The following is a 22591-nucleotide window of genomic DNA, read 5'->3' as shown; positions in this document are numbered from 1 at the left end:
CGCCGGAATGGTCCAGGAGCTCAGGGGGATGCGCATCCGTCTCACGACGGACGCCCGCCCCCGCACGGCCCTTCCTAGACTGGCCCCATGGACCCGCTCACCAGCCTCCTCCAGGAAGTCCGTTCCTGCGGCGCCCTGTTCGGCCGGAACCTGCTGGAGCCGCCGTGGGCGGTGCGCTTCGCCGACGAGGGTGCGCTGACCCTGGTGACGCTGCTGCGCGGGGACGGCTGGATCGTGCCGGAGGACGGCGCGGCGCCGGTGCGGCTCGGTGCCGGGGACGTGGCGGTCGTGACGGGGCCCGCGCCGTTCTCGATCGCGGACGACCCGTGCGCCGCCTTCCCGCCGCTCTTCGTCGTCCACCCCGACCGCTGCACGACGGCCGACGGCCGCGACATCGGCGAGGACGTCGTCCTGGGCCTGCGCACCTGCGGCAACAGCGAGGACGGCCCGACCGTGCTGCTCACCGCCTCCTACCAGGCCACCGGCCGGGTCTCGGAGCGGCTGCTCGGCGCCCTGCCGCACGTCCTGCTGGTCCCGCGCGACGCGCCGGACCCGGTCCTGGAGCTGGCCGCCGTGGAGACCGGCCGGGACGCGCCGGGCCAGCAGGCCGTGCTGGACCGCCTGCTGGACCTCCTGCTGCTGTCGACCCTGCGCGAGTGGTTCGACCGCCCGGAGGCCGGTCCGCCCGGCTGGTACCGGGCGCTGGGCGACCCGGTGGCGGGCCGGGCGCTGCGGCTGATCCACGACCGGCCCGAGCGGCCGTGGACGGTGGACGCCCTGGCGGCGGAGGCCGGGGTCTCCCGGGCGACCCTGGCCCGCCGCTTCACCGCGCTGGTGGGGCGCCCGCCGATGGCGTACCTCACGGACTGGCGGCTGGCGCTGGCCGCCGACCTGCTGGCCCGTACCGACGCCACGGTCGCGGCGGTCGCCCGCCAGGTCGGCTACCGCACGCCCTTCGCGCTGAGCGCCGCCCTGAAGCGGGTCCACGACACCCGCCCGTCGGAACTCCGGCCGGCCTTCCGGTGAGCCCCGGCCGTCCGAGCTCCCGCCCGCCTTCCGGTGAGCCCCGGCCGCCTGGGCCCGGGTCTTCCCGCCGGAGCCGGGCCGTCCCTCCGGAGCCGTGTCTTCCCTCCGGAGCCCGGACCCCCCGGCTAAACCATGCATGCACGCTTGATTGTTTCGAAGGCGGCTGCCAAGGTCTCCCCAAGCAGTGCCCGCAGCAGCGATCCTGGCGACCACCTTCCACCTCTCCAGGGGGCCACGCATGGTGTTCCACAGCGCGTACGAGCCGGTTTCCACCCTGTCCCTCCCCATCCACGACGCCGTCCTCGGCGGCGCCGCCGCCTTCGGGGACGCGCCCGCGCTGATCGACGGGACCGGAGAGCTGTCGCTGTCGTACGGCCAGGTCGACGCCTTCCACCGGCGGGTGGCGGCCGGGCTCGACGAGGCCGGGGTGCGCAAGGGCGACGTGCTCGCGCTGCACAGCCCCAACACGGTGCTGTTCCCGGTCGCCTTCTACGCCGCCACCCGCGCCGGCGCCTCCGTCACCACCGTCCACCCGCTCGCCACCCCCGAGGAGTTCGCCAAGCAGCTGCGGGACTCGGCCGCCCGCTGGATCGTGACCGTCTCGCCGCTGCTGCCCGCCGCCCGTGCCGCCGCCGAACTCGCGGGCGGCGTACGGGAGATATTCGTCTGCGACGCGGCCCCCGAGGGGGCGGGCGTCCGCTCGCTCCAGGCGTTCCTCGGCTCGACCGCCCCCGAGCCGGAGATCGACTTCGACCCCGGCGAGGACGTCGCCGCCCTCCCGTACTCCTCCGGCACCACCGGCGTCCCCAAGGGCGTGATGCTCACCCACGCCTCCATCGCCACCAACCTGGCGCAGCTGGAGCCGTTCATCCCGATGGGCCCCGGGGACCGCATCCTCGCCGTGCTCCCCTTCTTCCACATCTACGGCCTCACCGCCCTGATGAACGCGCCGCTGCGGCAGGGCGCCACCGTCGTCGTCCTGCCGCGCTTCGAGCTCGACGCCTTCCTCGGCGCGATCCAGAAGCACCGCATCAACGGCCTGTACGTGGCTCCGCCGATCGTCCTCGCGCTCGCCAAGCACCCGACCGTCGCCGACTACGACCTGTCGTCGCTGGAGTACGTCGTCTCCGCCGCCGCCCCGCTCGACGCCGCCCTCGCGGAGGCGTGCTCGGCCCGGCTCGGACTGCCCCCGGTGCGGCAGGCGTACGGCATGACGGAGCTGTCGCCGGGCACCCACGTCACCCCGCTCGACGTGGCGGACCCGCCGCCCGGCACGGTGGGCAGGCTGCTGCCCTCCACCGAGCTGCGGATCCTCTCCCTGGACGACCCGTCGAAGGACGCCGCCCCCGGCGAGGAGGGCGAGATCGCCATCCGGGGCCCGCAGGTCATGAAGGGGTACCTGGGGCGGCCCGACGCCACCGCCGCCATGATCGACGCGGACGGCTGGGTCCACACGGGCGACGTCGGGCGGGTCGACGGGGACGGCTGGCTGTACGTCGTCGACCGGGTGAAGGAACTGATCAAGTACAAGGGCTTCCAGGTGGCCCCGGCCGAGCTGGAGGCCCTGCTCCTCACCCACGAGGGCGTCGCCGACGCCGCCGTCATCGGGGTGACGGACGCCGACGGCGCGGAGGTCCCCAAGGCGTACGTGGTGCGCCGGCCGGACGCGCCCGGCCTCACCGCCGAGGACGTCATGGCGCACGTGGCCGCCCGGGTGTCCCCGTACAAGAAGGTCCGGGCCGTCGAGTTCATCGACGCGGTGCCCCGGGCCGCCTCCGGAAAGATCCTGCGGCGCGAGCTGCGAGAGAGCTGAGGAACGGCACATGGACGACAGAGCGGGGGACCACGCATGAACAGCGGACCGCACGTGGACGGCGGCCCGATCGCCGTCACCGAGGAACGCGGGGTCGTCACCCTGGCCCTCGACTCCCCGGCCACCCGCAACGCCCTGTCGGCCGGACTCGTCGCCGGTCTGTCGGAGGCGCTGGCCGGGGCGGGGAAGGACCCGGCCGTGCGGGCGGTGGTGCTGACGCACACCGGCTCCACCTTCAGCGCGGGCGCGGATCTGAAGGCCCCGCCGAGCCCGTACGCCTTCGTCGACCTGCTCCGGCAGGTCGTGGAGCTGCCGAAGCCGGTGGTCGGGCACGTCAGGGCGGGCGGCAGGGCCCGCGCGGGCGGGCTCGGGCTGCTCGGCGCCTGTGACGTGGTGGTGGCGGGGGAGGGCGCGGACTTCGCGCTCACCGAGGTGCGGATCGGGGTGGCGCCCGCGGTGATCTCGCTGACGCTGCTGCCGCGCCTGGAGCCGCGCGCGGCGGCCCGCCACTACCTGACGGGCGAGCGGTTCGGCGTCCCCGAGGCCCGCGCGATGGGCCTGGTCACGGCCGGCGACGACGAGCTCGACGCGATCCTCGACGGGCTGCGGGCGGGCTCGCCGCAGGGGCTGCGCGAGGCTAAACGGCTGGTCACCGCTAGAGTCCTGGAGACCTTCGAGCGCGACGCGGAGGAGCTGGTCCGGCGATCGGCCACCCTGTTCGCCTCCGCCGAGGCGCGCGAGGGCATGACGGCCTTCCTCGAACGACGGGACCCCGAATGGCGGTTGTGACCGCACCCAAGCAGGACAGGAGCCGCGCCACCCGGCAGCGGCTCCTGGAGGCCGCCGTGGCCTGCCTGGCCGAGCGCGGCTGGGCGGGCTCCACGGTGGCGGTCGTCGCGGAGCGGGCGGGGGTGTCGCGGGGCGCCGCCCAGCACCACTTCCCGACCCGGGAGGACCTGTTCACGGCGGCGGTCGAGTACGTGGCGGAGGAGCGCTCGCAGGCGCTGCGGGCGCTGCCCACCGACGACCGGGCCCAGACCGTCGCCGCCCTCGTCGGCCTCTTCACCGGCCCCCTCTTCCGGGCCGCCCTCCAGCTGTGGGTGGCGGCCTCGAACGAGGAGCAGCTCCGCGCCCGGGTCACCGAGCTGGAGGCCCGGGTCGGCCGCGAGTCGCACCGCATCGCGGTCGAGCTCCTCGGCGCCGACGAGTCCCGCCCCGGTGTCCGCGAGACCGTCCAGGGCCTCCTGGACATGGCCCGCGGGCTGGGCCTCGCCACCCTCCTCACCGACGACACCACCCGCCGCGACCGCGTGGTCGCCCAGTGGTCCCGGCTGATCGACGAGGCCCTCGCGGAGGACTGACGGCCGGGGCACCCGGGGCCGGGAGGGTCAGGTCCGCAGCCCGAAGCGGTCCGCCCAGGCGGTGACGTCGGCGACGGTGGTGTTGCCGCCGCAGACGACGAGGCCGAGCCGGGCGCCGGGGCCGACCCGTTCCAGGACGCGGCGGGCGGCCGGCAGGAGGCAGCCGGCGGCGGGCTCGGCCCACACCTTGGCGTGCTCGGCCAGGTCCAGGGTGCCCTGGACGGCCTCCGCGTCGGTGACCGTCAGCACGTCCTCGACCAGCTCCGCCACGTGCGCGTGGGTGAGCGCGGAGACGGTGGGCGCGCTCAGCGTGGACACCACGGAGGACAGCTCGACCGGCACCGGCCCGCCCGCGGCGAGGGCCGCCGTCATGGCCCGGGCGCCCTCCGTCTCGACGCCCCAGACGCGGACGCCGGGGCGGCGGGCGCGCAGGACGGCGGCGACGCCGGCGGCGAGACCGCCGCCGCCGATGCTGACGAGGACGTCGGTCAGCTCGCCCGCGTCCTCGGCGAGCTCCAGGCCGACCGTGCCCTGGGCGGCGATGACGAGCGGGTCGTCGAAGGGGTGGACGAGGGTGAGGCCGCCCGCCCGCAGCTCCTCCATGAGGGCGAACGCGCCGGGCATGGTGTCGGCGAGGAGGACCTCCGCCCCGGCGGCCTTCGCCGTGTCGACGGCGCGGGCCGGGGCGGAGCGGGGCATGACGACGGTCGCCCGCACGCCGAGCGCCCCCGCCATGACGGCGAGGGCGATGCCGTGGTTGCCGCCGCTGACGGCGACGACCCCCGCCGCCCGCTCGGCCCCGTCCAGGGCCAGCAGCTTTGCGACCGCCCCGCGCGCCTTGAAGGAGCCGGTGCGCTGGAGGAGTTCCAGCTTGACGGTGACGTCGGCGCCGAGGAGCGCGGTCAGTCCGGGACTGGGCAGGGTCGGGGTCCGTACGACGTGTCCGGTGAGGCTTGAGGCTGCGGCTTCGACGTCCGCGACGGTGATCAGCACGCCTTCCACTGTGCCGTACGGCCCCGGCGGGCGGGGGAGTTCGGGTCAGACGCCGGGGATCTCCCGGGCCCGGAAGGCGTCCCGCACGGCGGCCTCGGCGGCGGCGCCGTACATCCGGCGGGCGGTCTCGGCGGTGGTGCGGGCGGCGGCCTCGAAGGAGGTGTCGGGGGCGAAGCCGAACTGGGCGTTGACGATGATCCGGTCGGCGGTGCGGGCGCCGAGCGCGCCGCGGATGTCGAAGAGGGCGCGGGACCAGATCTCGCCGTCGGCGTGCACCTCGCCCTCGCGGTCGGCGTAGGTCTTGGTGCCGTCGAGGCGGCGCAGGCAGTGCGGGGCGGCGCTGTAGGAGGTGGCGTCCCAGTCGCCGACGCACGCCTGCTCGGCCTTCACGGGCCAGCCGTACTTCCGGGCCGCGTGGTCGCCGACGGCGACGGCGAGGTAGTCGCCGAAGGCCTCGCCGATCGAGCCGGCCTCGGCGGAGGAGCCGAAGCCGGGGACCTGGGCCTCGTGCACGGCGTGGCCGTACTCGTGGAGGATCACCTCGGCGTCCTCGGCGTCGTCCACGCCGCCCTTGCCGAAGCGGATCTCGTCCTTCTTGTCGGTGAAGAAGGAGTTGTCGGAGCCCCACTGGTTGAGCCGGACGGGCTGGACGCGGTCGTTGGCGCCGGGCAGCTCGGTGCCGAAGCCGAGGCCCTGGAGGTACTCCTGGCCCTCGTTGACCCAGAAGTACGCCATGACCTGCTCGAAGCCGTCCTGGGAGCGGTCGTACGAGGCGGCCTGCGCGACCGTGGCGGGCTTGCCGGTCTCGGAGCGGACGACGGCCCACTTCCCGGACAGGGCGCCGCTGCCGTCGAGGTTGCGCAGCGGGGCGAGGGCGTAGGCGGAGGCGGGGACGTCGCCCGCCGCGTCCTTGTGGTCGGCGAGGGTCTGGTCGCCGGTGGACTGCACGGGGTTGACCATGAAGATCCGGCCCTGCGGGGCGGCGGGGCCGGTGGCGGCGGTGGCGCCGGGGGCGGGGAGGAGGGCTCCGGCGGCGGCCAGGGCGACGGCTGCGGCGGCCGTGAGGCTGCGGGTGGTCATGGACATCCTCCTGCGCGGGGACGCGGCGACGAGATGATTGGCATGTGCTCGACATGCGAGGCGGCGATCTTCGCGTACCGGACGCCCCGCCCACCAGACCCGGGCCCCCTCGATCCGCTGTGACGCGGACCACAGGCGAAGTCGGGAGGCCGCAGTACTCTGGTGCCATGCCCCTGCTCGTACGCCGCCGCCACGTGGACTTCGTCCGCGTCACGAGCATGAGCTGTCGCCGCGCCGCCTGACCCCCGAGGCGCCACCTTCCACGCCCCGCAGGGTCCCCTCAACGACCCCCGTCGACCGGCACCCGCGGCCCCCGCCCCACCCCTGGCGGCCGCCCCGGGACCCGTACACCCGCGGACGCACCCATGAGCCTCAGCGCACCCACCCTCACCCCCGCCGTCTCCTCCTCGTACGCCTCGCAGCTCCCGATCGTCGACCTCTCCGCCGCCGACCGCGGCCCCGACGCCCGCCGGCTGCTCCACGCCCAGCTGCACTCCGCCGCCCACGACGTCGGCTTCTTCCAGCTCGTCGGGCACGGCGTGACCGAGGCCGAGACCCGGGCCCTCACCGACGCCATGCGGGCCTTCTTCGCCCTGCCCGAGGCGGACCGGCGCGCCCTCGACAACCTGAACTCGCCGCACTTCCGCGGCTACACCCGGGTCGGCGACGAGCGCACGCAGGGTGCCCGCGACTGGCGCGACCAGCTCGACATCGGCGCCGAGCTGCCCGCCCGCGTCCCCGCCCCCTGGGAGCCCGCGTACTGGTGGCTCGACGGCCCCAACCAGTGGCCCGAGGCCCTCCCCGGGCTGCGCACCGCCGCCCTGCACTGGATCGACCGGCTGAGCGGCGTCGCCGAGCGGCTGCTCCACGAACTGCTCGCCTCCATCGGCGCGGCCCCCGACTTCTACGACGACATCTTCGGCCCCCGCGCCCACCCGCAGCTCAAGCTGGTCCGCTACCCCGGCAGCAGCGGCGAGGGCGACGACCAGGGCGTCGGCGCCCACAAGGACTACGGCTTCCTCACCCTGCTCCTCCAGGACCAGGTGGGCGGCCTCCAGGTGCAGCGCGAGGACGGGAACTTCCACGACGTGCCGCCGCTGCCCGGCGCCTTCGTCGTCAACCTCGGCGAACTCCTCGAAGTCGCGACCGACGGCTACCTCGTCGCCACCAACCACCGGGTGGTCTCCCCGCCCGGCGCGACGGAGCGCTACTCCGTCCCGTTCTTCTACAACCCGCGGCTCGACGCCCGGATCGCCCCGCTGGACTTCCCGTACGCCTCCACCGCCCCCGGCGTCACGACCGACCCGGCGAACCCGCTGTTCGCCGAGTACGGCCGCAACGCCCTGAAGGGCAAGCTCCGCGCCCACCCGCTGGTGGCGGCGCGCCACCACGCGGACCTGCTGCTGCGGCGGGATCAGCCGACGATGTCGGCGTAGCCCTCGATGTCGCGCGGGTCCCGGCGGCCGGGGCCCGTGTAGCGGGCGGAGGGGCGCACCAGGCGGCCGGTGCGCTTCTGCTCCAGGATGTGCGCCGACCAGCCGGCCGTGCGGGCACAGCTGAACATCGACGTGAACATGTGCGCCGGGACCTCGGCGAAGTCCAGCACGATGGCGGCCCAGAACTCGACGTTCGTCGCGAGGATCCGGTCCGGGCGGCGGCTGTGCAGCTCCTCCAGGGCGGCCTTCTCCAGCGCGGCGGCCACCTCGTAGCGCGGCGCGTCCAGCTCCTTCGCGGTGCGGCGCAGCACGCGGGCGCGCGGGTCCTCGGCGCGGTAGACGCGGTGGCCGAAGCCCATCAGGCGCTCGCCCTTGTCGAGGGCCTGCTTGACGTACGCGACGGCGTCGCCGGTCCGCTCGATCTCCTCGATCATGCCGAGGACGCGGGAGGGCGCGCCGCCGTGCAGCGGGCCGGACATCGCGCCGACCGCGCCGGAGAGCGAGGCGGCCACGTCGGCGCCGGTGGAGGCGATGACGCGGGCGGTGAAGGTGGAGGCGTTCATGCCGTGCTCGGCGGCCGAGGTCCAGTAGGCGTCGACGGCCTTGACGTGCTTCGGGTCCGGCTCGCCGCGCCAGCGGACCATGAACCGCTCGACGACCGAGTCGGCCTTGTCGATCTCGCTCTGCGGCACCATCGGCAGCCCCTGGCCGCGCGCCGACTGCGCGACGTACGACAGGGCCATGACGGCGGCGCGCGCCAGGTCGTCGCGGGCCTGCTCGGCGGAGATGTCGAGGAGCGGTTTGAGGCCCCAGACCGGCGCGAGCATGGCGAGCGCGGACTGCACGTCGACCCGGATGTCGCCGGAGTGCACCGGGATCGGGAAGGGCTCGGCGGCCGGCAGGCCCGGGTTGAAGGCGCCGTCGACGAGCAGACCCCACACGTTGCCGAAGGAGACGTGACCCACGAGGTCCTCGATGTCGACCCCGCGGTAGCGCAGCGCGCCGCCTTCCTTGTCGGGCTCGGCGATCTCGGTCTCGAACGCGACGACTCCTTCGAGGCCCGGTACGAAGTCGGACATCAGGCGGCTCCTTCTATCGATGATCGATCAACCGAACGGCGGGCTGGAGAGACTCAACAGCCATCCAGCCGATGAGTCTGTACGGTTCCGATGATGCGGGGAAGCGTGACATCCGGCACACTGCGCCGATCCGGCGACGAAGGATTGGCGCCCCGCCGCCGCGGGCACACTGGGGCACTGCGGCAGGATGGCCCCCGTGACCGAAGCCCTGGACCCCGCCGACATGCGCGAGCAGTACCGCACCGAGGAACTGACCGCGGCCGACCTCGCACCCGATCCGATCCGGCAGTTCGCGTCCTGGTTCAAGGAGACCGCCGCCAGCCCGGCGATCCACGAGCCGAACGCGATGGTCGTCTCGACCGCGACCCCCGACGGACGCCCCTCGTCCCGGACGGTCCTGCTCAAGCACTACGACGGCGCCGGTTTCGTCTTCTTCACCAACTACGGCTCCCGCAAGGGCACCGAACTGGCCGCGAACCCGTACGTCTCGCTGCTCTTCCCCTGGCACCCGCTGGCCCGCCAGGTCATCGTCACCGGCCGCGCCTCCCGCACCTCCCGCGAGGAGACCGCCGCCTACTTCCGCACCCGCCCCCACGGCTCCCAGCTGGGCGCCTGGGCGAGCGAGCAGTCCTCGGTGATCGCCTCCCGCGAGGAGCTCCTGGCCCGCTACGAGGAGCTGGCGGCCCGCCACCCCGACCCCGGGCAGGTCCCGGTGCCGCCGCAGTGGGGCGGCTTCCGGGTCGTCCCCGAGACGGTCGAGTTCTGGCAGGGCCACGAGAACCGCCTCCACGACCGGCTGCGGTACGTCCGCGAGGACGGAGACGCGGGCGGCGGCGAAGGCGCGGGCGAAGCCGGCGGTGGGGGCGGTGGAGGCGCGGGCGCGGGCTGGCGGGTGGAGCGGCTGGCGCCGTAGCTCCCGGCCGGCCGCCGGGCCCCGACACGCAGACGACCCGTGGGCCTCTGGTCCCGTCCGCCTAGGTTCGGACGGGAGCCGGCCGGACTTGCCGGCGGCCCACGGGTCGGGTGACTGCTCGGGTTTCGGCAGAGGGCCTGCCGAGGTGCACATCGTGCGACGGCAGGCCTTAGCCCGCAGTCACCTCACGAGTCCGAAAAGAAATCATTTTTTCGGATCACCTCCTTTCGCGTGTATCCCCACCCTACGAACCTCCCGGGAGCGCCACAAGCGATTTAATCGGCGCCCCTCAGGCGTCCCGCCGCCGCAGCGACCACCACCCGGCGAGCAGCGCCGCCGCCGCCCACAGCGCGGTCACCCCGATGCCCGTCCAGGCGCCCAGGGTCCCCAGCGGCTCCTGGAAGAGGATCTGCTGGCCGGCCCGGTCCGGGAGCCAGGTCGCGGCACCCTCGCTGACCCCGCCGATGACGAAGGACACGATGAGGATGAACGGGATCAGGATGCTCAGCACCGCCACCGCGCTGCGCAGCAGGAAGGTCAGCCCCATCGAGAACAGCGTGATCAGCGCGAGGTAGAGCCCGGCCCCGAAGCAGGACCGCAGCGCGCCCGGCTCGCCGATCCCGACGGCGTACGGCCCCAGGAAGGCGTTCGCCGTGAAGAACATGACGAACCCCGCCACCACGCCCACCGCGAGCGCCGCCGCCCCCACGACCGCCGTCTTCGCCCCGAAGAGCAGGTTCCGTCTCGGCACGGCCGCCAGGGAGTTCCGCAGGGCGCCGTTCAGGAACTCGGAGGAGGCCGCGGTGGCGCCGAAGGAGATCGCCGCGATCTGCACGAAGTTCATCGGGTAGTAGAGCCAGAAGAGGCGGTCGATCTCGCCGGTCGCCGCCTCCGGCTGCCCGATGGAGGGGAAGACCGCCAGGGCGACGGCCACGGAGGCCACGAGGACGGCGAGCAGCGAGCCGAAGCCCGACCGGATCGACCGGATCTTGATCCACTCGGAGCGGAGCACGGCGGTGGTGGACACGGTCAGACCTCCAGGGGGGAAGCGGCGGCGGTGAACTCGGCGGCCTCCGCGGTGAGGGCCAGATACGCCTGCTCCAGCGAGGCGCGCTCGTCGACGAGCTCGAAGACGGGGATGCCCTCGCGGGCGGTGACCGCGCCGATCTCCTCGGCACGGGCGCCCTCCACCACCCACCGGCCGTCCGCGTCCGCGGCGTCGCCGACCGACCACCCCTTCGCCAGGAGCGTGGCCCGCAGCCGCACCGGGTCGCCGGTGCGCACCCGCACCCGCGCCTTGCTGTGGGCCTCGATGAAGTCCCGCGTCGGCACGTCCGCGAGGAGCCGGCCCCGGCCCAGGACCACCAGGTGGTCGGCGAAGGTCGCCGTCTCGTTCATGAGGTGGCTGGAGACCAGGACCGTCCGCCCCTCGGCGGCCAGCCGGCGCAGCAGCCCCCGGATCCAGACGATGCCCTCCGGGTCCAGGCCGTTCGCCGGCTCGTCCAGCATCAGCACCTCCGGGTCGCCCAGGAGCGCCGCGGCGATGCCCAGCCGCTGCCGCATGCCCAGCGAATAGCCCTTGATCCGGCGGCGGGCGGCCGGCTCCAGGCCCGTCTCCGCCAGCACCTCGCCCACCCGGCGCTCCGGCAGCCCGTTGCTCGCCGCGAGGACGCGGAGGTGGTCGCGGCCGGTGCGCGAGGGGTGCGCGGCCTGGGCGTCGAGGAGGGCGCCGACCGTGCGCAGCGGATCGTCCAGCGTCACGTACGGGCGGCCGCCGACGGTGGCGGTGCCCGACGTCGGCCGGTCGAGGTCGAGGACGAGCCGCATGGTGGTCGACTTGCCCGCCCCGTTGGGGCCGAGGAAGCCGGTGACGCGGCCCGGCTCGACGCGGAACGACAGCTCGTCCACGGCCCGGGCCGGGCGCCTGCCGCCGTACTCCTTGGTGAGGTTCTTGACGTCGATGCTGGTCATGGCTCAAGCCTGGCCGCCGGACGGCCCCGGGCCATCCCCTGCGGGAGGGGACCGTCTCCCCCGTGCGGGGGAGCCGCCCGAGGACGCCCGCTGCGAGGATGACGGGATGCTCCTGCGCTCCCTGCGTCCCCTCGTCAGGGCGGTCACGTACACCCGCTGGCTGCACCTGGTGATCGGCGCGATCGTGCCGCTCGCCGCCGGACTGATCTATCCGGGACTGTCCTCGCCGACGCTCGGCGACTGGCTGATCGCGGCCGCGCTGCCCGTCCCGGTCGTCGCGGCGCTCGCCCTGGTCCCCTCGGCCCGCCGCGCCGAGGGCCTCCAGGCGCGCCTGATGCTCTTCCCCGGCAAGCACGCCCGCGCGCGCGGCGGGAAGGTCCTGGTCGACGCGGTCACCGGCGTCTCGGCGGCCCCGTCCGCCTCCTGGGCGGACCGGGGCAGGACGGCCCTGTGGCTGGTCTTCCGGATGGAGGCGGGCCTCGTCGCCTGGATCGTGTCGATCTGGCTGCTCCAGTGCGCGCTGGTGCTCGTCGACACGGCCGTGGAGGAGCCCGTGGTGGGGTCCCTGACCCCGCCCGCGGGGCCGGGCACGGCGTTCCTGGCCCCGCTGCCGCTCCTCGTCCTCCTCGCCCTGGTCGTCGCGGGCGGCCGGCTGGACGAGAAGGTCGCCCGCCGGCTCCTCGGGCCCTCGGTGAAGGAGCGCATGACGGCCCTGGAGGAGAAGACGGAGCGCCTCCTCGAACGGAACAGGATCGCCCGCGAGCTCCACGACTCCCTGGGCCACGCCCTCACCCTGGCCGTGGTGCAGGCGGGCGCCGCGCGGGCGGCGAAGGACCCCGAGTTCACCGACCGGGCGCTCTCGGTCATCGAGGAGACCGGCCGGGCGGCCCTGGAGGACCTGGAGCGGGTCCTGCTGCTGCTCCGCGAGACCGGCCGCCCGCGCGGCGCGAGCCCCGGCCTCGACGAGGCGGCCCGCCTCCTCGACTCCGCCCGCTCCTCCGGCGCGCAGGTGGAGGCCGAGGTCACCGGCCCCGTGGAGGACCTGCCGGGCCCCGTCTCCCGGGAGGCGTACCGCATGCTCCAGGAGGCCCTGACGAACGCGCTGCGGCACGCGGGCCAGGTCCCCGTCACCGTCCGGGTGACGGCGGCCCGCTCCCGCCTCCGCCTCCTGGTCGTCAACCCGCTGCCCGAGGGCCGTCCGCCCGCCGTCCCCGGCTCGGGCAGCGGCCTGCGCGGCATCCGCGAGCGCGCCGCCCTGCTCGGCGGCGAGGCCAGATCGGGCGTGAAGGACGGCGCGTGGAGGGTGGACGTGACCCTCCCCCTGCGCTGACTACGCTGACCCGATGCCGATCAAGATCCTTCTCGTGGACGACGAACCCCTCGTCCGGGCCGGTCTGCGCGCCGTCCTGGAGGCCCAGCCGGACATCGAGGTGGTCGGCGAGGCCGCGGACGGCGCGGCCGTCGTCCCCCTCGTCCGCAGCCTCCGCCCCGACGTGGTGGCCATGGACGTCCGCATGCCCCTCATGGACGGCATCGAGGCGACGTCGGCGGTCCTCCGCACGGTCGACTCCCCGCCCAAGATCCTCGTCGTCACCACCTTCGAGAACGACGAGTACGTCTACGGCGCCCTCCGCGCCGGCGCCGACGGCTTCCTCCTCAAGCGCGCCCGCCCCGCCGAGATCGTCCACGCCGTCCGCCTCGTCGCCGAGGGCGACTCGCTCCTCTTCCCCGCCGCCGTACGCGACCTCGCCGCCGCCTACGGCCAGGACCGCCCCGCCAACGAGGCCCGCGAGGCCCTCACCCGCGCCGCCCTCACCGACCGCGAGGAGGACGTCCTCCGCCTGATGGCCCGCGGCCTCTCCAACGCCGAGATCGCCTCCCGCCTCATCGTCGGCACGGAGACCGTGAAGTCCCACGTCAGCGCCATCCTCGCCAAACTCGGCGCCCGGGACCGCACCCAAGCCGTCATCGCCGCCTACGAATCGGGCTTCGTCTCCCCGGCCTGACGGGTCCCCCGGCCCGATTGTCCCGACCGGAGAAGTCGACCGGCGCGGCGCGGACCCACGGGTCGGGGTGGGTGGCGAGCCGTGGCCGGAAATCGTCGTGGAGGGCGGGGTTCCGGGCCAGTTCGATGCCCGTGCGCCCGTCCGCCTCGTGGAGGACCGACTCCATCAGCGGGCGGGGGAGGCCGGGGTGGCGGGCGGCCCGCCGGGTCCGGGCCAGGAGTGCGGGCAGCAGGTCGGAGGGGAGGGACGGGTTCGCGGCCAGACCTCGTAAGGCGGCGGGGGCGGTCGTCATTCCGTCATCGTCGTGGCCGGAGCCGGTGTCCTCCGGCCTTCCTGAAAACGTTTCGCCGAACGTGGTGTGTTCTGGGTCACGTTCCAGTTGAATGGCCTGCAACAGGGGGGTTACCGGGGGGAGTGCCAGGTGAGTGCCTTCACGGGGTCCGCGCGCGACACCGCTTCCGTGCCGGGGGGTGATCTGCTGGCCGCGCTGCTCGACGGGATGGACGCGGCGCTGTGCGCGCTGGACGCGGACGGGACGGTCACGCACTGGAACCGGGAGGCCGAGCGGATCCTCGGCTGGCCGGCGGCGGAGGCCGTGGGGCGGCGGGGGTTCGACGGGTGGGCGGCGCGGAGCGCCGACGCGGAGGGGATCCTCGCCCGTGTCATGGCGGCGATGCGGACGCCGGGACGGCAGGTGCACGAGCTGGCGCTGCTCCGCAAGGACGGCGGCCGGGTCCTGGTGCGCAGCCAGTCGGCGGGGGTGCGGGGCGCGGACGGCCGCCCGGCCGGGGTGTACTGCGCCTTCAGCGAGGTGCACGCGCAGATCGACCTGGAGCGGTCGATCGCCCTGAGCGAGGCCCTGTTCGACGAGGCCCCGTGGGGCGTCGTCCTGATCGACGCGGACCTGCGCCCCGCGGTGGTCAACGGCTACGCCGCCAGGGCCATCGGCACGGGCCGCACGACGCCGCTGGGCCGCCCGCTGGGCGAGGTGGTCGCCGGGGGCGTGGACGAGCTGGAGGGCGCGCTCCAGCACGTGCTCGCGGAGGGCGCCCCGCCGGAGCCGGCGGACCTGTGGGTGACGCTGCCGCCGCCTCCTGGCGCCCCGGGCGCGGGGGAGCGGCGCCGGTGCTGGCGCAGCGGTTTCGTCCGGCTGGCCTCGCCGATGACGGAGGAGCCGGTGCCGCTGGGCGTGGCCTGGCTCTTCCAGGACGTGACGGCGGAGCGGCTGGCGGCGCGGGAGGCGGACCGGACCCGGTTCCGCTGGAGCCAGCTGCACCGGGCGGGCCTGGCGGCGGCGGAGTACGCGGATCCGGCGGAGGCGGTGGCGGTGCTGCTCGACTTCGCGCTGGCCGGGTTCGCGGACCACGGCCTGGTGGACCGGGTGGCGGGCGACCGGCGGCTGTCCCGCGCGGTCGCGTCCCCGGCGGGCGCCCCGGACGGCGGCGGCCTCGGCGGCGGTTTCCCGCAGCGGTACGGCTCCGAGCACCCGGCGCTCCAGGCGTGGGACCGGGCGGCCTCGGTGCGGGTGAGCGCGGGCCGGGACGCGGCGGAGTGGGCGGGGGCCCGGCACTGGCCCGTGGACACGGCGCACGCCCTGTGCACGGCCCTGCGGTCCCGGGGCCGTACGGTCGGCGTCCTCACCTTCCTGCGGACGGCGGCCCGCGGCGGCTTCGACCGCCAGGACGCCGTCTACGCGGAGACGGTCGCGTCCCGCGTGGCGGCGGCACTGGACGTACCGCCGCTCCCGTGAGCGACCGGGGAAGGCCCGCTCCACGCGCGTGAGGGCCGGAAAGCGGCGCCCGGCCTCCACGCGCGCGTGGGGCCCGTTCTTCAGGCCCCCGCGCGTGGGCCGGTGCTCCGGGCGGGCCGGTGCTCCGCGCGGGTCAGTGCTTGTAGAAGATCCGGTCCGCGTACTCGGTCATCACGCGGCCGTTCCACTCGTGCCCGCCGTCGACGTTCCCCGAGCGCAGCAGCGGCGGCTCGATCCCGCGCCGGACCAGCTCCTCGGCGGCGGCGGCCATGGTGGCCTGCATGAGGGCGCTGGTGACGACGGTGGAGGCGGGGGCGAAGGGCGCCTCGATGCCCTCGTGGGTGAGCTCCGCGTCGCCGACCGCGATCTTCGAGTCGAGGACGATGTCGCAGTGGTCCTTCAGGTACGTCCCCGAGACGTGCCGCGACTTCGTCTCCGTCCCGTACGCCACGGAGGTGACGCCGATGACGGTGAGGCCGAGCGCGCGGGCGTTCATCGCCATCTCCACCGGCAGGGCGTTGCGGCCGGAGAGGGAGATGACGAAGAGGACGTCCCCGGCGGCGGCGGGGGAGGAGTCGAGGACGGCCCCGGCGAGCCCGTCGACGCGCTCCAGGGCGGAGCCGAGCGTCGCCGGCATGACGTCGACGCCGACGACCCCGGGGACGACGAGCAGGTTCATCAGGGCGAGGCCGCCGGCCCGGTAGACGACGTCCTGGGCGGGCAGCGAGGAGTGTCCGGCACCGAAGGTGAAGATCCGGTTGCCGTTCGCGACGGCCTCCGCGACGGCGGTCCCCGCGGCGGCGATCTCGGCGGCGTCCTCGTCGCGGACCTGCTGGAGCAGGCCGATCGCCGCGTCGAAGAACTGTCCCGCCAGCTTGCTCTCCGCCGCGCTCGCGGCGGTGTTCCCGGCGTTCCCGGCCGTGTTCTCGCCCGCGTTCTCGCCCATGTGAGGAAGCTCCTTCTCGTCGAGGTCGCCGATCACGGTGCGGTCTGGACCATTGCTCTGTCAATACTGCCCCCGCCGCCTCCGTGTCCTCACTTCTCCCGCTCTGGGGCGGGGAAAGCCCGCTTGTCGGCCCGATGCGCAAGAATTGGTGCAGGGCCAGCGCACGACTTTCATCGAGGGGCACGGATGTCCGGACTGATCGACACCACGGAGATGTATCTCCGCACCATCCTGGAGCTGGAAGAGGAAGGCGTGGTCCCGATGCGCGCCCGCATCGCCGAGCGGCTCGACCAGAGCGGCCCGACGGTGAGCCAGACGGTCGCCCGCATGGAGCGGGACGGCCTGGTCGCCGTGGCGAGCGACCGCCACCTGGAGCTGACCGAGGAGGGCCGCCGCCTCGCGACCCGCGTGATGCGCAAGCACCGCCTCGCCGAGTGCCTGCTCGTCGACGTGATCGGCCTGGAGTGGGAGCAGGTCCACGCGGAGGCGTGCCGCTGGGAGCACGTGATGAGCGAGGCCGTGGAGCGCCGCGTCCTGGAGCTGCTGCGCCACCCCACGGAGTCGCCGTACGGCAACCCGATCCCGGGCCTTGAGGAGCTGGGCGAGAAGGCCGAGGCCGAGTCCTTCCTCGACGATTCGATGGTGTCGCTGGCGGACCTGGACGCGAGCGAGGGCAAGACGGTGGTCGTCCGCCGCATCGGCGAGCCGATCCAGACGGACGCCCAGCTCATGTACACGCTGCGCCGCGCGGGCGTGCAGCCCGGCTCGGTCGTCTCGGTGTCGGAGTCGGCGGGCGGCGTGCTCGTCGGCAGCAGCGGCGAGGCGGCGGAGCTGGACGCGGAGGTCGCGGCGCACGTCTTCGTCGCGAAGCGCTGAGGGCGATACGGGCGGACAGTAGGACGAGTGGGGGCGGGGGCGTATCGCACGCGCCCCCGCCCCCACGCGTCCCACTGCGGCCGCGACCGTGCCCGTCCCTGCGGGTGTGCCCGTGCCCGTCCCTGCGGGCGCGCCCGGACCCGTACCCGCGTGCGTGCCCGTCCCTGCCCCCGCCCCCGCACCTGTCCCCGCAGGCGCGCCGGCGCCCGTACCCCGCCCCGTACCGCCGCGCGTAGGGCGCGAGGGCGCTCGTGCAGGCCCTCCGCGACCCGGGCTCCCCGGGTCGCCTCGACCCCCCCCGGGTCGCCTCGGGCCCCCCGGGGCCCCCGCATGGGCCCGGGGGCCGGAGGGCCGGAGGGCCGGAAGGTCACGGAACCGCTTCGACTGTCCGCCGGGGGACCCGATTTACGCCGGAATGGCCACGGCCGCGCCCTTGGCGTGCCACGCTGAGGCGGAACGCGGCGGCGAGGGGAGGGGCATGCGACGGACGAACCCGGCCGGAGCCCGCCCGGACGGCCGCCGGGGTCCGGCTCCGGCGACCCGCCCGGATCCGGCTTCGACGGCCCGTCAGGATCCGACTCCGGCGGCGACTTGTCCGGCGGCGACTCGTCCGGAGGGGCGGACGCTCCGACGGACGGGCCGTCAGTCGGCGGCGCCCGGTGGGCCGTTGCCGTCCCGGAAGACAGAGGGCCCCGGCGCTCTGTGGCGCCGGGGCCTGTCCTCCCCTGTTCCGACCTGGAGCCCCGAGCTCTCAAGGTCGGTCCCCTCGGACCGTTTTCCCCGAGCGGTCCGCCTCCCGTTGAAGATCTCCCCTCGGCAGCGCTCGTCAATCCTTGAGCCCTGTCACTCGAACGAGGGGTGTTGGGTGGCAGAAGCGCATTTTCGAATGTGGGTTCGATAGTCTGGCGGGGTTCGACGGGAAAGAGGGGGTGCCAGAACATGGCGCGACGACTCGACGTCACCGGAGCCGACGGCATCCGGCTGGCGGCCTTGGACTTCACGGCCGAGGGCGGGCCCCGCGAGGGGGCCGGGCCCGGAGCCCGGACGCCCGCGCGCCCGCCGGTCGCCATCGCCCGCCAGCCCTCCGCCCCGGAGGACCGCCCGGCGGCCCCCGCGCCCGCCGTGCCCTCCTCCGTGCCCTCCGACTCCTCCGCGCCCGCGGACACCGCCCCGGTCTTACTGCTCCACGGCCTGATGGGCCACGCGGGCCACTGGGCCCCCGCCGCGCGCCTCCTCGCGGAGGGCCCGGGCCGGCACCGCGTGATCGCGCTCGACCAGCGCGGCCACGGCGCCGCCGCGAAGCCGCCCGGCGGCCCGTTCACGCGCGAGGCGTACGTGGCCGACGCGGCGGCCGTCGTCGAACGGCTCGGCCTCGCCCCCGTCACCCTCGTCGGCCACTCCATGGGCGCGCTCACCGCCTGGCAGCTGGCCGCCGAACGCCCGGACCTGGTCGGCGCCCTGGTCATCTGCGACATGCGGGCGTCCGCGCTCGGCGCGGCCTCGCAGCGCGCCTGGCAGGACTGGTTCGCCGGCTGGCCCGCGCCCTTCCCGTCGCCGGAGGCCGTCCACCGCTGGTTCGGCGCGGAGGACCCGTGGGTCGAGACGCCGAACCCGGCGCGGGGCGCCTTCTTCGCCGAGGTGATGACCGAGCGCCCGGACGGCTGGCACCCCGTCTTCGACCCCGCCCAGATGCTCACCTCCCGCGAGACCTGGGTGCACGACGCCCACTGGGACTCCCTCGCCCAGGTCCGCTGCCCCACCCTGGTCGTCCGCGGCCTCGACGGCGAACTGGGCCGCGCCGAGGCCCAGGAGATGGTCCGCGTCCTCCCCCGCGGGGCGTACGCGGAGATCCCCGATGCCGGTCACCTCCTCCACTACACCCACCCGGAGGCGTGGGCGGAAGCGGTCACCCCCTTCCTGACCGGCGCCCTGACCACCTGACACTCCCGGGCCGCCCACGGAGCGCCGCCCCTCGCCGCCCCGCCCGCTGTCGTACCCCTCCCGTACCGTCCGTCCCATGAGCGTCTCCCTGTACTACTCCGCCCACCGCCCGTACCCCCTGACGGAGGCCGAGACGGCGGCCGTCGAGCGCGTCGCCGCCGGGCACCTGGCCGCGTTCCCGTACGAGGACGAGGAGAGCCTCCACCTCTACGGGGACGGCGGCGGCGAACCGGACGGGATCCTGGCGGGCTCCACGAAGCTGCCCTTCGACCCGGACCGGGTGGTGCCCGTCATGGTCCACGTCCTGGACGCGGTGACCGAACTGCGCCGGGCGCTGCCGGACGCACGGTGGCACGTCCACATGGACGACCTCGACGTCGACTGGGACGAGACGGAGGGCTACGGCTTCCCCGGCATGCGCGACGCGGACCCGACCGCGGGCTGACCCGACCGTCGCCGGCCGGTCCGACCGCCATCGGGCCGGGCCGATCGCCGCAGGTCGGGCCTCTCGCGGGCCCCCTGTGGGCCCCCCGCGCCCCACGCGGTACGGTCCCTCCCACGGCGTGTCGAGAGGAAGGGCCCAGGGGCCCGGCTCCGCGCCGTACTCGGAGGGGAATCCACACATGTCTCTGCTGTTCCGACCGCACCGCCGCGGTCCGGCGCCCCGCGCCACCGTCCGGGCCGGAGCCCACGCCCAGGCCGACACCCAGGCCGACAGCCGGGCCCCGGCGGCCCAGGCCGTCCGGCCCGCCGCGCGCGGGCTCGCCGTGCTCACGGCCCTGACCGCGCTCACCGCCCTGACCGCGCTCGGCCCGGCCGCCGCCCCGGCGCAGGCGGCCCCGAGCGACTGCCCGAAGGGCTACTTCTGCGCCTGGAAGACCGACCACGCCACCGGCGAGATGCTCAAGCTCACCGGGAGCATGTCGACGCTCGGCGCCTGGGACGGCCAGATCAACGCCGTCTCCAACCGCACCACCCAGTGGGTCTGCGCGTACGACGAGCCCGGCTACAAAACCTCGTACTGGAGCATCGGCTCGCAGGCGCCCGACCCGGCCGGCACCGAGTGGGGCTACATCGGCAAGTCGGTCAGCTCGCTGAAGTTCGTCCCGACCGAGCGCGAGTGCTACGGCCCCGCGTACCCGACGTGGGAGGCGGAGCCGAACCCGGCCGGCCGTTCGTCCTTCGCCAATCTCAATGGCGACGACGAGGCCGACCTCCTCGCCCGCGACGAGGTCGGCCGCCTGTGGTTCCTGCCCGGCGACGGCACCGGCAAGCTGATCGGCGGCGGCTGGAACGCGATGAACGCGCTCACCCGCCACGGCGACTTCACCGGCGACGGCAAGGAGGACGTGATCGCCCGCGAGGCGTCCACCGGCAAGCTGTGGCTCTACCCCGGCACCGGTACGGCCTCCGGAACGCTCGGCACCCGCAGGCTCGTCGGCACCGGCGGCTGGAACGCCCTCACCCGCATCACCGCCCTCGGCGACCTGACCGGCGACAACCGCGCCGACCTCCTCGCCGTCGAGAAGTCCACCGGCAAGCTGTGGCTGTACCCGGGCACCGGTACGACCTCCGGCACCTTCGGCGCGCGCAAGCTGATCGGCACGGGCGGCTGGACCGCCATGGACGCCCTCACCGCCCCCGGCGACGTCACCGGCGACGGCAAGGCCGACCTCCTCGCCCGCCACCCCGCCACCGGCAAGCTGTACCTGTACCCCGGCAGGACCGGCGCCCTCGGCTCCCGCGTCCTCCTCGGCGGGGGCTGGAACGCGATGGCGCGCCTCGTCGGCGTCGGCGACAGCGGCCTCGACGGCGTCAACGACTTCATCGCCCTCAGCAACAGCGCCTTCCGGAGCACCGACTGCTCCTACTCCGGCTGCCTCATGGTCTACCTGGGCAAGGGGAACGGCACCTTCCACCCCGGGTACTGGGATGGCCGGGACCGCACCTGGAACGACATGGACACCGTCTTCTGACACCTCCCCGACGCCCCCGGCTCCCTCCCCCGCGCCCCCGGAGGGACCGGGGGCGCCCCCTTCCCTCCCTCCCCCCACCCCCCTGGCGGACCTCTCTCCGCGACGGGGTACATTTCCGTGCCACGGCGCGTCGAGCGATCCCCCCACCGACGTCTCCGCGCCGTTCATTTCGGAGGGAACACAGCACATGCGCACCACTCTGCGCCGACGCCTGGCCGCCACGGCCACGGCCCTCGGCCTCACCACGCTCGGCGTCCTGGGCGCGGGCGCGGCGCCCGCCCAGGCGGCGGCGAGCGACTGCCCGTCGGGCTACTTCTGTGCCTGGAAGACGGACAACGCCACCGGCACCATGTACAAGACCAACGTGAGCGTCGCGACGCTCGGAGCCTGGGACAACCAGTTCCGCTCGGTCTCCAACCGCACCAACAAGTTCGCCTGCCTCCACAACGACCCGAACTACGGTTACGCGGGCGACGTCTGGCAGATCGACCCGAACCCGTCCGGCACCGAGTGGGGCGGCCCCGGCAGCACCTCGGTCAGCTCGCTGCGCCTCGTCGCCACCGAGCGCGAGTGCACCGGCCTCGACGCGTACCCGGAGTGGCACGCCGACCCGCAGGCCACCGCCCCCTCCTTCGGCGACTTCAACGCCGACAGGACGGCGGACGTCCTCACCCGCGACAAGGCCGGCCGCCTGTGGTTCCTGCCCGGCGACGGCACCGGCAAGCTGATCGGCGCCGGCGGCTGGAACGCCATGAGCGCCCTCACCCGCCACGGTGACTTCACCGGCGACGGCAAGGAGGACGTGATCGCCCGCGAGGGCGCCACCGGCAAGCTGTGGCTGTACCCGGGCAAGGGCACCACCCCCGGCTTCGGCACCCGTCTGCTGATCGGCGCGGGCGGCTGGAACGCCATGACCCAGCTCACCGCCTTCGGCGACATGAACGGCGACAGCCTCTCCGACCTCCTCGCCGTCGAGAAGTCCACCGGCAAGCTGTGGATGTACCCGGGCAAGGGCGGCACCACCCCCGGCCTCGGCAGCCGCGTGCTGATCGGCGCGGGCGGCTGGAACGGCATGAACGCCCTGATCGGCTTCGGCGACATGAACAAGGACGGCAAGGCCGACCTCCTCGGCCGCGAGACGTCCTCCGGCCGCCTGTACCTGTACCCGGGCAAGCCCAGCGCCCTCGGCAGCCGCGTCCTCATCGGCGGCGGCTGGAGCGGCATGTCCTCCTTCCTCGCGAACGGCGACTACAGCGCGGACGGCAACAACGACCTCGTCGCCATCACCCGCGCCGGCGTCGAGACCGACTACCTCGGCAAGGCCACGCCCGGCTTCCAGCCCGGCATCGCCGCCCCCTACGCGGACTGGGCCGACCTGAACGGCAACTTCTGATCCACCGCGCACGAGAAGGGCCTCCACCCCG

At 74.7% G+C, this 22591-nt stretch carries 21 protein-coding genes; 14 read left to right on the top strand and 7 right to left on the bottom strand.

The features are described from left to right. Positions 1-87: 87 nt before the first annotated feature. The 4 genes from IE326_RS09645 (at position 88) to IE326_RS09630 (ending at position 4200) form a co-directional block, all read left to right on the top strand. Entirely contained in the window at positions 88-1026 is a 939-nt protein-coding gene (locus IE326_RS09645; protein WP_150230447.1) for an AraC family transcriptional regulator, read from the top strand. A gap of 238 nt (positions 1027-1264) precedes the next feature. Further along, positions 1265-2839, top strand: coding sequence for an AMP-binding protein (locus IE326_RS09640; protein ID WP_190041292.1), 1575 nt, complete (start codon positions 1265-1267; stop codon positions 2837-2839). Between the two features lie 36 nt (positions 2840-2875). Further along, positions 2876-3628 carry an enoyl-CoA hydratase family protein gene (locus IE326_RS09635; protein ID WP_150230451.1) on the top strand — a complete coding sequence of 251 codons (753 nt, stop codon included), beginning with the start codon at positions 2876-2878 and terminating at the stop codon, positions 3626-3628. Next, positions 3616-4200 (top strand): TetR/AcrR family transcriptional regulator, encoded by a 585-nt coding sequence (locus tag IE326_RS09630; RefSeq protein WP_150230453.1) that lies wholly within the window; start codon positions 3616-3618, stop codon positions 4198-4200. Before IE326_RS09635 ends, IE326_RS09630 begins: the two co-directional genes overlap by 13 nt. Positions 4201-4227: 27 nt before the next feature. On the opposite strand, the gene IE326_RS09625 is transcribed toward IE326_RS09630, so the two are convergent. Both IE326_RS09625 and IE326_RS09620 read right to left on the bottom strand, forming a co-directional pair. Next, on the bottom strand, positions 4228-5190 hold the full coding sequence (locus tag IE326_RS09625) for a threonine ammonia-lyase (RefSeq protein ID WP_190042192.1): 963 nt from the start codon (positions 5188-5190) through the stop codon (positions 4228-4230). Positions 5191-5238: 48 nt separating this feature from the next. Then, on the bottom strand, positions 5239-6273 hold the full coding sequence (locus tag IE326_RS09620) for a M4 family metallopeptidase (RefSeq protein ID WP_229915263.1): 1035 nt from the start codon (positions 6271-6273) through the stop codon (positions 5239-5241). A 365-nt stretch (positions 6274-6638) separates the two neighbouring features. On the opposite strand from IE326_RS09620, the gene IE326_RS09615 reads away from it, so the two are divergent. Then, positions 6639-7709: an isopenicillin N synthase family dioxygenase gene (locus IE326_RS09615; protein ID WP_150230457.1), complete on the top strand. Its 1071-nt coding sequence runs from the start codon at positions 6639-6641 to the stop codon at positions 7707-7709. Here the strand turns inward: IE326_RS09615 and IE326_RS09610 are convergent. Further along, positions 7688-8788 carry a citrate synthase 2 gene (locus IE326_RS09610; protein ID WP_150230459.1) on the bottom strand — a complete coding sequence of 367 codons (1101 nt, stop codon included), beginning with the start codon at positions 8786-8788 and terminating at the stop codon, positions 7688-7690. The genes IE326_RS09615 and IE326_RS09610 overlap by 22 nt on opposite strands. A 187-nt stretch (positions 8789-8975) precedes the next feature. Between IE326_RS09610 and pdxH the strand changes: the two genes are divergently transcribed. After that, positions 8976-9701 carry a pyridoxamine 5'-phosphate oxidase gene (gene pdxH, locus IE326_RS09605; protein ID WP_150230462.1) on the top strand — a complete coding sequence of 242 codons (726 nt, stop codon included), beginning with the start codon at positions 8976-8978 and terminating at the stop codon, positions 9699-9701. Between the two features lie 289 nt (positions 9702-9990). Here pdxH and IE326_RS09600 read toward each other — a convergent pair whose 3' ends face one another. Together IE326_RS09600 and IE326_RS09595 are read right to left on the bottom strand one after the other, a co-directional pair. Beyond that, positions 9991-10734 (bottom strand): ABC transporter permease, encoded by a 744-nt coding sequence (locus tag IE326_RS09600; RefSeq protein ID WP_190042190.1) that lies wholly within the window; start codon positions 10732-10734, stop codon positions 9991-9993. Then, on the bottom strand, positions 10731-11672 hold the full coding sequence (locus IE326_RS09595; RefSeq protein WP_190041290.1) for an ATP-binding cassette domain-containing protein: 942 nt from the start codon (positions 11670-11672) through the stop codon (positions 10731-10733). Before IE326_RS09595 ends, IE326_RS09600 begins: the two co-directional genes overlap by 4 nt. A 106-nt stretch (positions 11673-11778) precedes the next feature. Here IE326_RS09595 and IE326_RS09590 point away from each other — a divergent pair, with 106 nt between their 5' ends. Then, positions 11779-13002 (top strand): sensor histidine kinase, encoded by a 1224-nt coding sequence (locus IE326_RS09590; protein WP_150230466.1) that lies wholly within the window; start codon positions 11779-11781, stop codon positions 13000-13002. Between the two features lie 13 nt (positions 13003-13015). Then, entirely contained in the window at positions 13016-13678 is a 663-nt protein-coding gene (locus IE326_RS09585; protein ID WP_150230468.1) for a response regulator, read from the top strand. Here IE326_RS09585 and IE326_RS09580 read toward each other — a convergent pair. Continuing rightward, positions 13638-13970, bottom strand: coding sequence for a hypothetical protein (locus IE326_RS09580; RefSeq protein ID WP_190041289.1), 333 nt, complete (start codon positions 13968-13970; stop codon positions 13638-13640). The genes IE326_RS09585 and IE326_RS09580 overlap by 41 nt on opposite strands. Before the next feature lie 129 nt (positions 13971-14099). Between IE326_RS09580 and IE326_RS09575 the strand changes: the two genes are divergently transcribed. Next, positions 14100-15428, top strand: coding sequence for a PAS domain-containing protein (locus IE326_RS09575; RefSeq protein ID WP_150230473.1), 1329 nt, complete (start codon positions 14100-14102; stop codon positions 15426-15428). A gap of 133 nt (positions 15429-15561) precedes the next feature. On the opposite strand, the gene IE326_RS09570 is transcribed toward IE326_RS09575, so the two are convergent. Then, on the bottom strand, positions 15562-16374 hold the full coding sequence (locus tag IE326_RS09570) for an SIS domain-containing protein (protein WP_190041288.1): 813 nt from the start codon (positions 16372-16374) through the stop codon (positions 15562-15564). Between the two features lie 186 nt (positions 16375-16560). Between IE326_RS09570 and IE326_RS09565 the strand changes: the two genes are divergently transcribed. The 5 genes from IE326_RS09565 (at position 16561) to IE326_RS09545 (ending at position 22560) form a co-directional block, all read left to right on the top strand. After that, a complete protein-coding gene (locus IE326_RS09565; RefSeq protein ID WP_030749462.1) occupies positions 16561-17250 on the top strand; it encodes an iron-dependent transcriptional repressor DtxR in 690 nt (229 codons plus the stop codon). 939 nt (positions 17251-18189) lie between these two features. Further along, positions 18190-19191, top strand: coding sequence for an alpha/beta fold hydrolase (locus tag IE326_RS09560; protein WP_190041287.1), 1002 nt, complete (start codon positions 18190-18192; stop codon positions 19189-19191). A gap of 76 nt (positions 19192-19267) precedes the next feature. Beyond that, positions 19268-19636 (top strand): hypothetical protein, encoded by a 369-nt coding sequence (locus IE326_RS09555; protein WP_190041286.1) that lies wholly within the window; start codon positions 19268-19270, stop codon positions 19634-19636. Positions 19637-19814: 178 nt separating this feature from the next. After that, a complete protein-coding gene (locus tag IE326_RS09550) occupies positions 19815-21167 on the top strand; it encodes an FG-GAP-like repeat-containing protein (protein ID WP_190041285.1) in 1353 nt (450 codons plus the stop codon). 187 nt (positions 21168-21354) lie between these two features. Continuing rightward, on the top strand, positions 21355-22560 hold the full coding sequence (locus tag IE326_RS09545; RefSeq protein WP_150230483.1) for a peptidase inhibitor family I36 protein: 1206 nt from the start codon (positions 21355-21357) through the stop codon (positions 22558-22560). Positions 22561-22591: the final 31 nt, after the last annotated feature.

The sequence above is a fragment of the Streptomyces filamentosus genome (assembly GCF_014654895.1).
GTDB lineage: Bacteria > Actinomycetota > Actinomycetes > Streptomycetales > Streptomycetaceae > Streptomyces > Streptomyces filamentosus.
This window is presented reverse-complemented; position numbering and strand designations above follow the sequence as displayed.

Coding starts and splice junctions, on each gene's coding strand:
- IE326_RS09615 (WP_150230457.1), top strand. CDS start 6,639: ATGAGCCTCAGCGCACCCACCCTCACCCCCGCCGTCTCCTCCTCGTAC.
- IE326_RS09545 (WP_150230483.1), top strand. CDS start 21,355: ATGCGCACCACTCTGCGCCGACGCCTGGCCGCCACGGCCACGGCCCTC.
- IE326_RS09570 (WP_190041288.1), bottom strand. CDS start 16,374: ATGGGCGAGAACGCGGGCGAGAACACGGCCGGGAACGCCGGGAACACC.
- IE326_RS09635 (WP_150230451.1), top strand. CDS start 2,876: ATGAACAGCGGACCGCACGTGGACGGCGGCCCGATCGCCGTCACCGAG.
- pdxH (WP_150230462.1), top strand. CDS start 8,976: ATGGCCCCCGTGACCGAAGCCCTGGACCCCGCCGACATGCGCGAGCAG.
- IE326_RS09565 (WP_030749462.1), top strand. CDS start 16,561: ATGTCCGGACTGATCGACACCACGGAGATGTATCTCCGCACCATCCTG.
- IE326_RS09630 (WP_150230453.1), top strand. CDS start 3,616: ATGGCGGTTGTGACCGCACCCAAGCAGGACAGGAGCCGCGCCACCCGG.
- IE326_RS09640 (WP_190041292.1), top strand. CDS start 1,265: ATGGTGTTCCACAGCGCGTACGAGCCGGTTTCCACCCTGTCCCTCCCC.
- IE326_RS09595 (WP_190041290.1), bottom strand. CDS start 11,672: ATGACCAGCATCGACGTCAAGAACCTCACCAAGGAGTACGGCGGCAGG.
- IE326_RS09620 (WP_229915263.1), bottom strand. CDS start 6,273: ATGACCACCCGCAGCCTCACGGCCGCCGCAGCCGTCGCCCTGGCCGCC.
- IE326_RS09590 (WP_150230466.1), top strand. CDS start 11,779: ATGCTCCTGCGCTCCCTGCGTCCCCTCGTCAGGGCGGTCACGTACACC.
- IE326_RS09610 (WP_150230459.1), bottom strand. CDS start 8,788: ATGTCCGACTTCGTACCGGGCCTCGAAGGAGTCGTCGCGTTCGAGACC.
- IE326_RS09580 (WP_190041289.1), bottom strand. CDS start 13,970: ATGACGACCGCCCCCGCCGCCTTACGAGGTCTGGCCGCGAACCCGTCC.
- IE326_RS09585 (WP_150230468.1), top strand. CDS start 13,016: ATGCCGATCAAGATCCTTCTCGTGGACGACGAACCCCTCGTCCGGGCC.
- IE326_RS09555 (WP_190041286.1), top strand. CDS start 19,268: ATGAGCGTCTCCCTGTACTACTCCGCCCACCGCCCGTACCCCCTGACG.
- IE326_RS09550 (WP_190041285.1), top strand. CDS start 19,815: ATGTCTCTGCTGTTCCGACCGCACCGCCGCGGTCCGGCGCCCCGCGCC.
- IE326_RS09645 (WP_150230447.1), top strand. CDS start 88: ATGGACCCGCTCACCAGCCTCCTCCAGGAAGTCCGTTCCTGCGGCGCC.
- IE326_RS09560 (WP_190041287.1), top strand. CDS start 18,190: ATGGCGCGACGACTCGACGTCACCGGAGCCGACGGCATCCGGCTGGCG.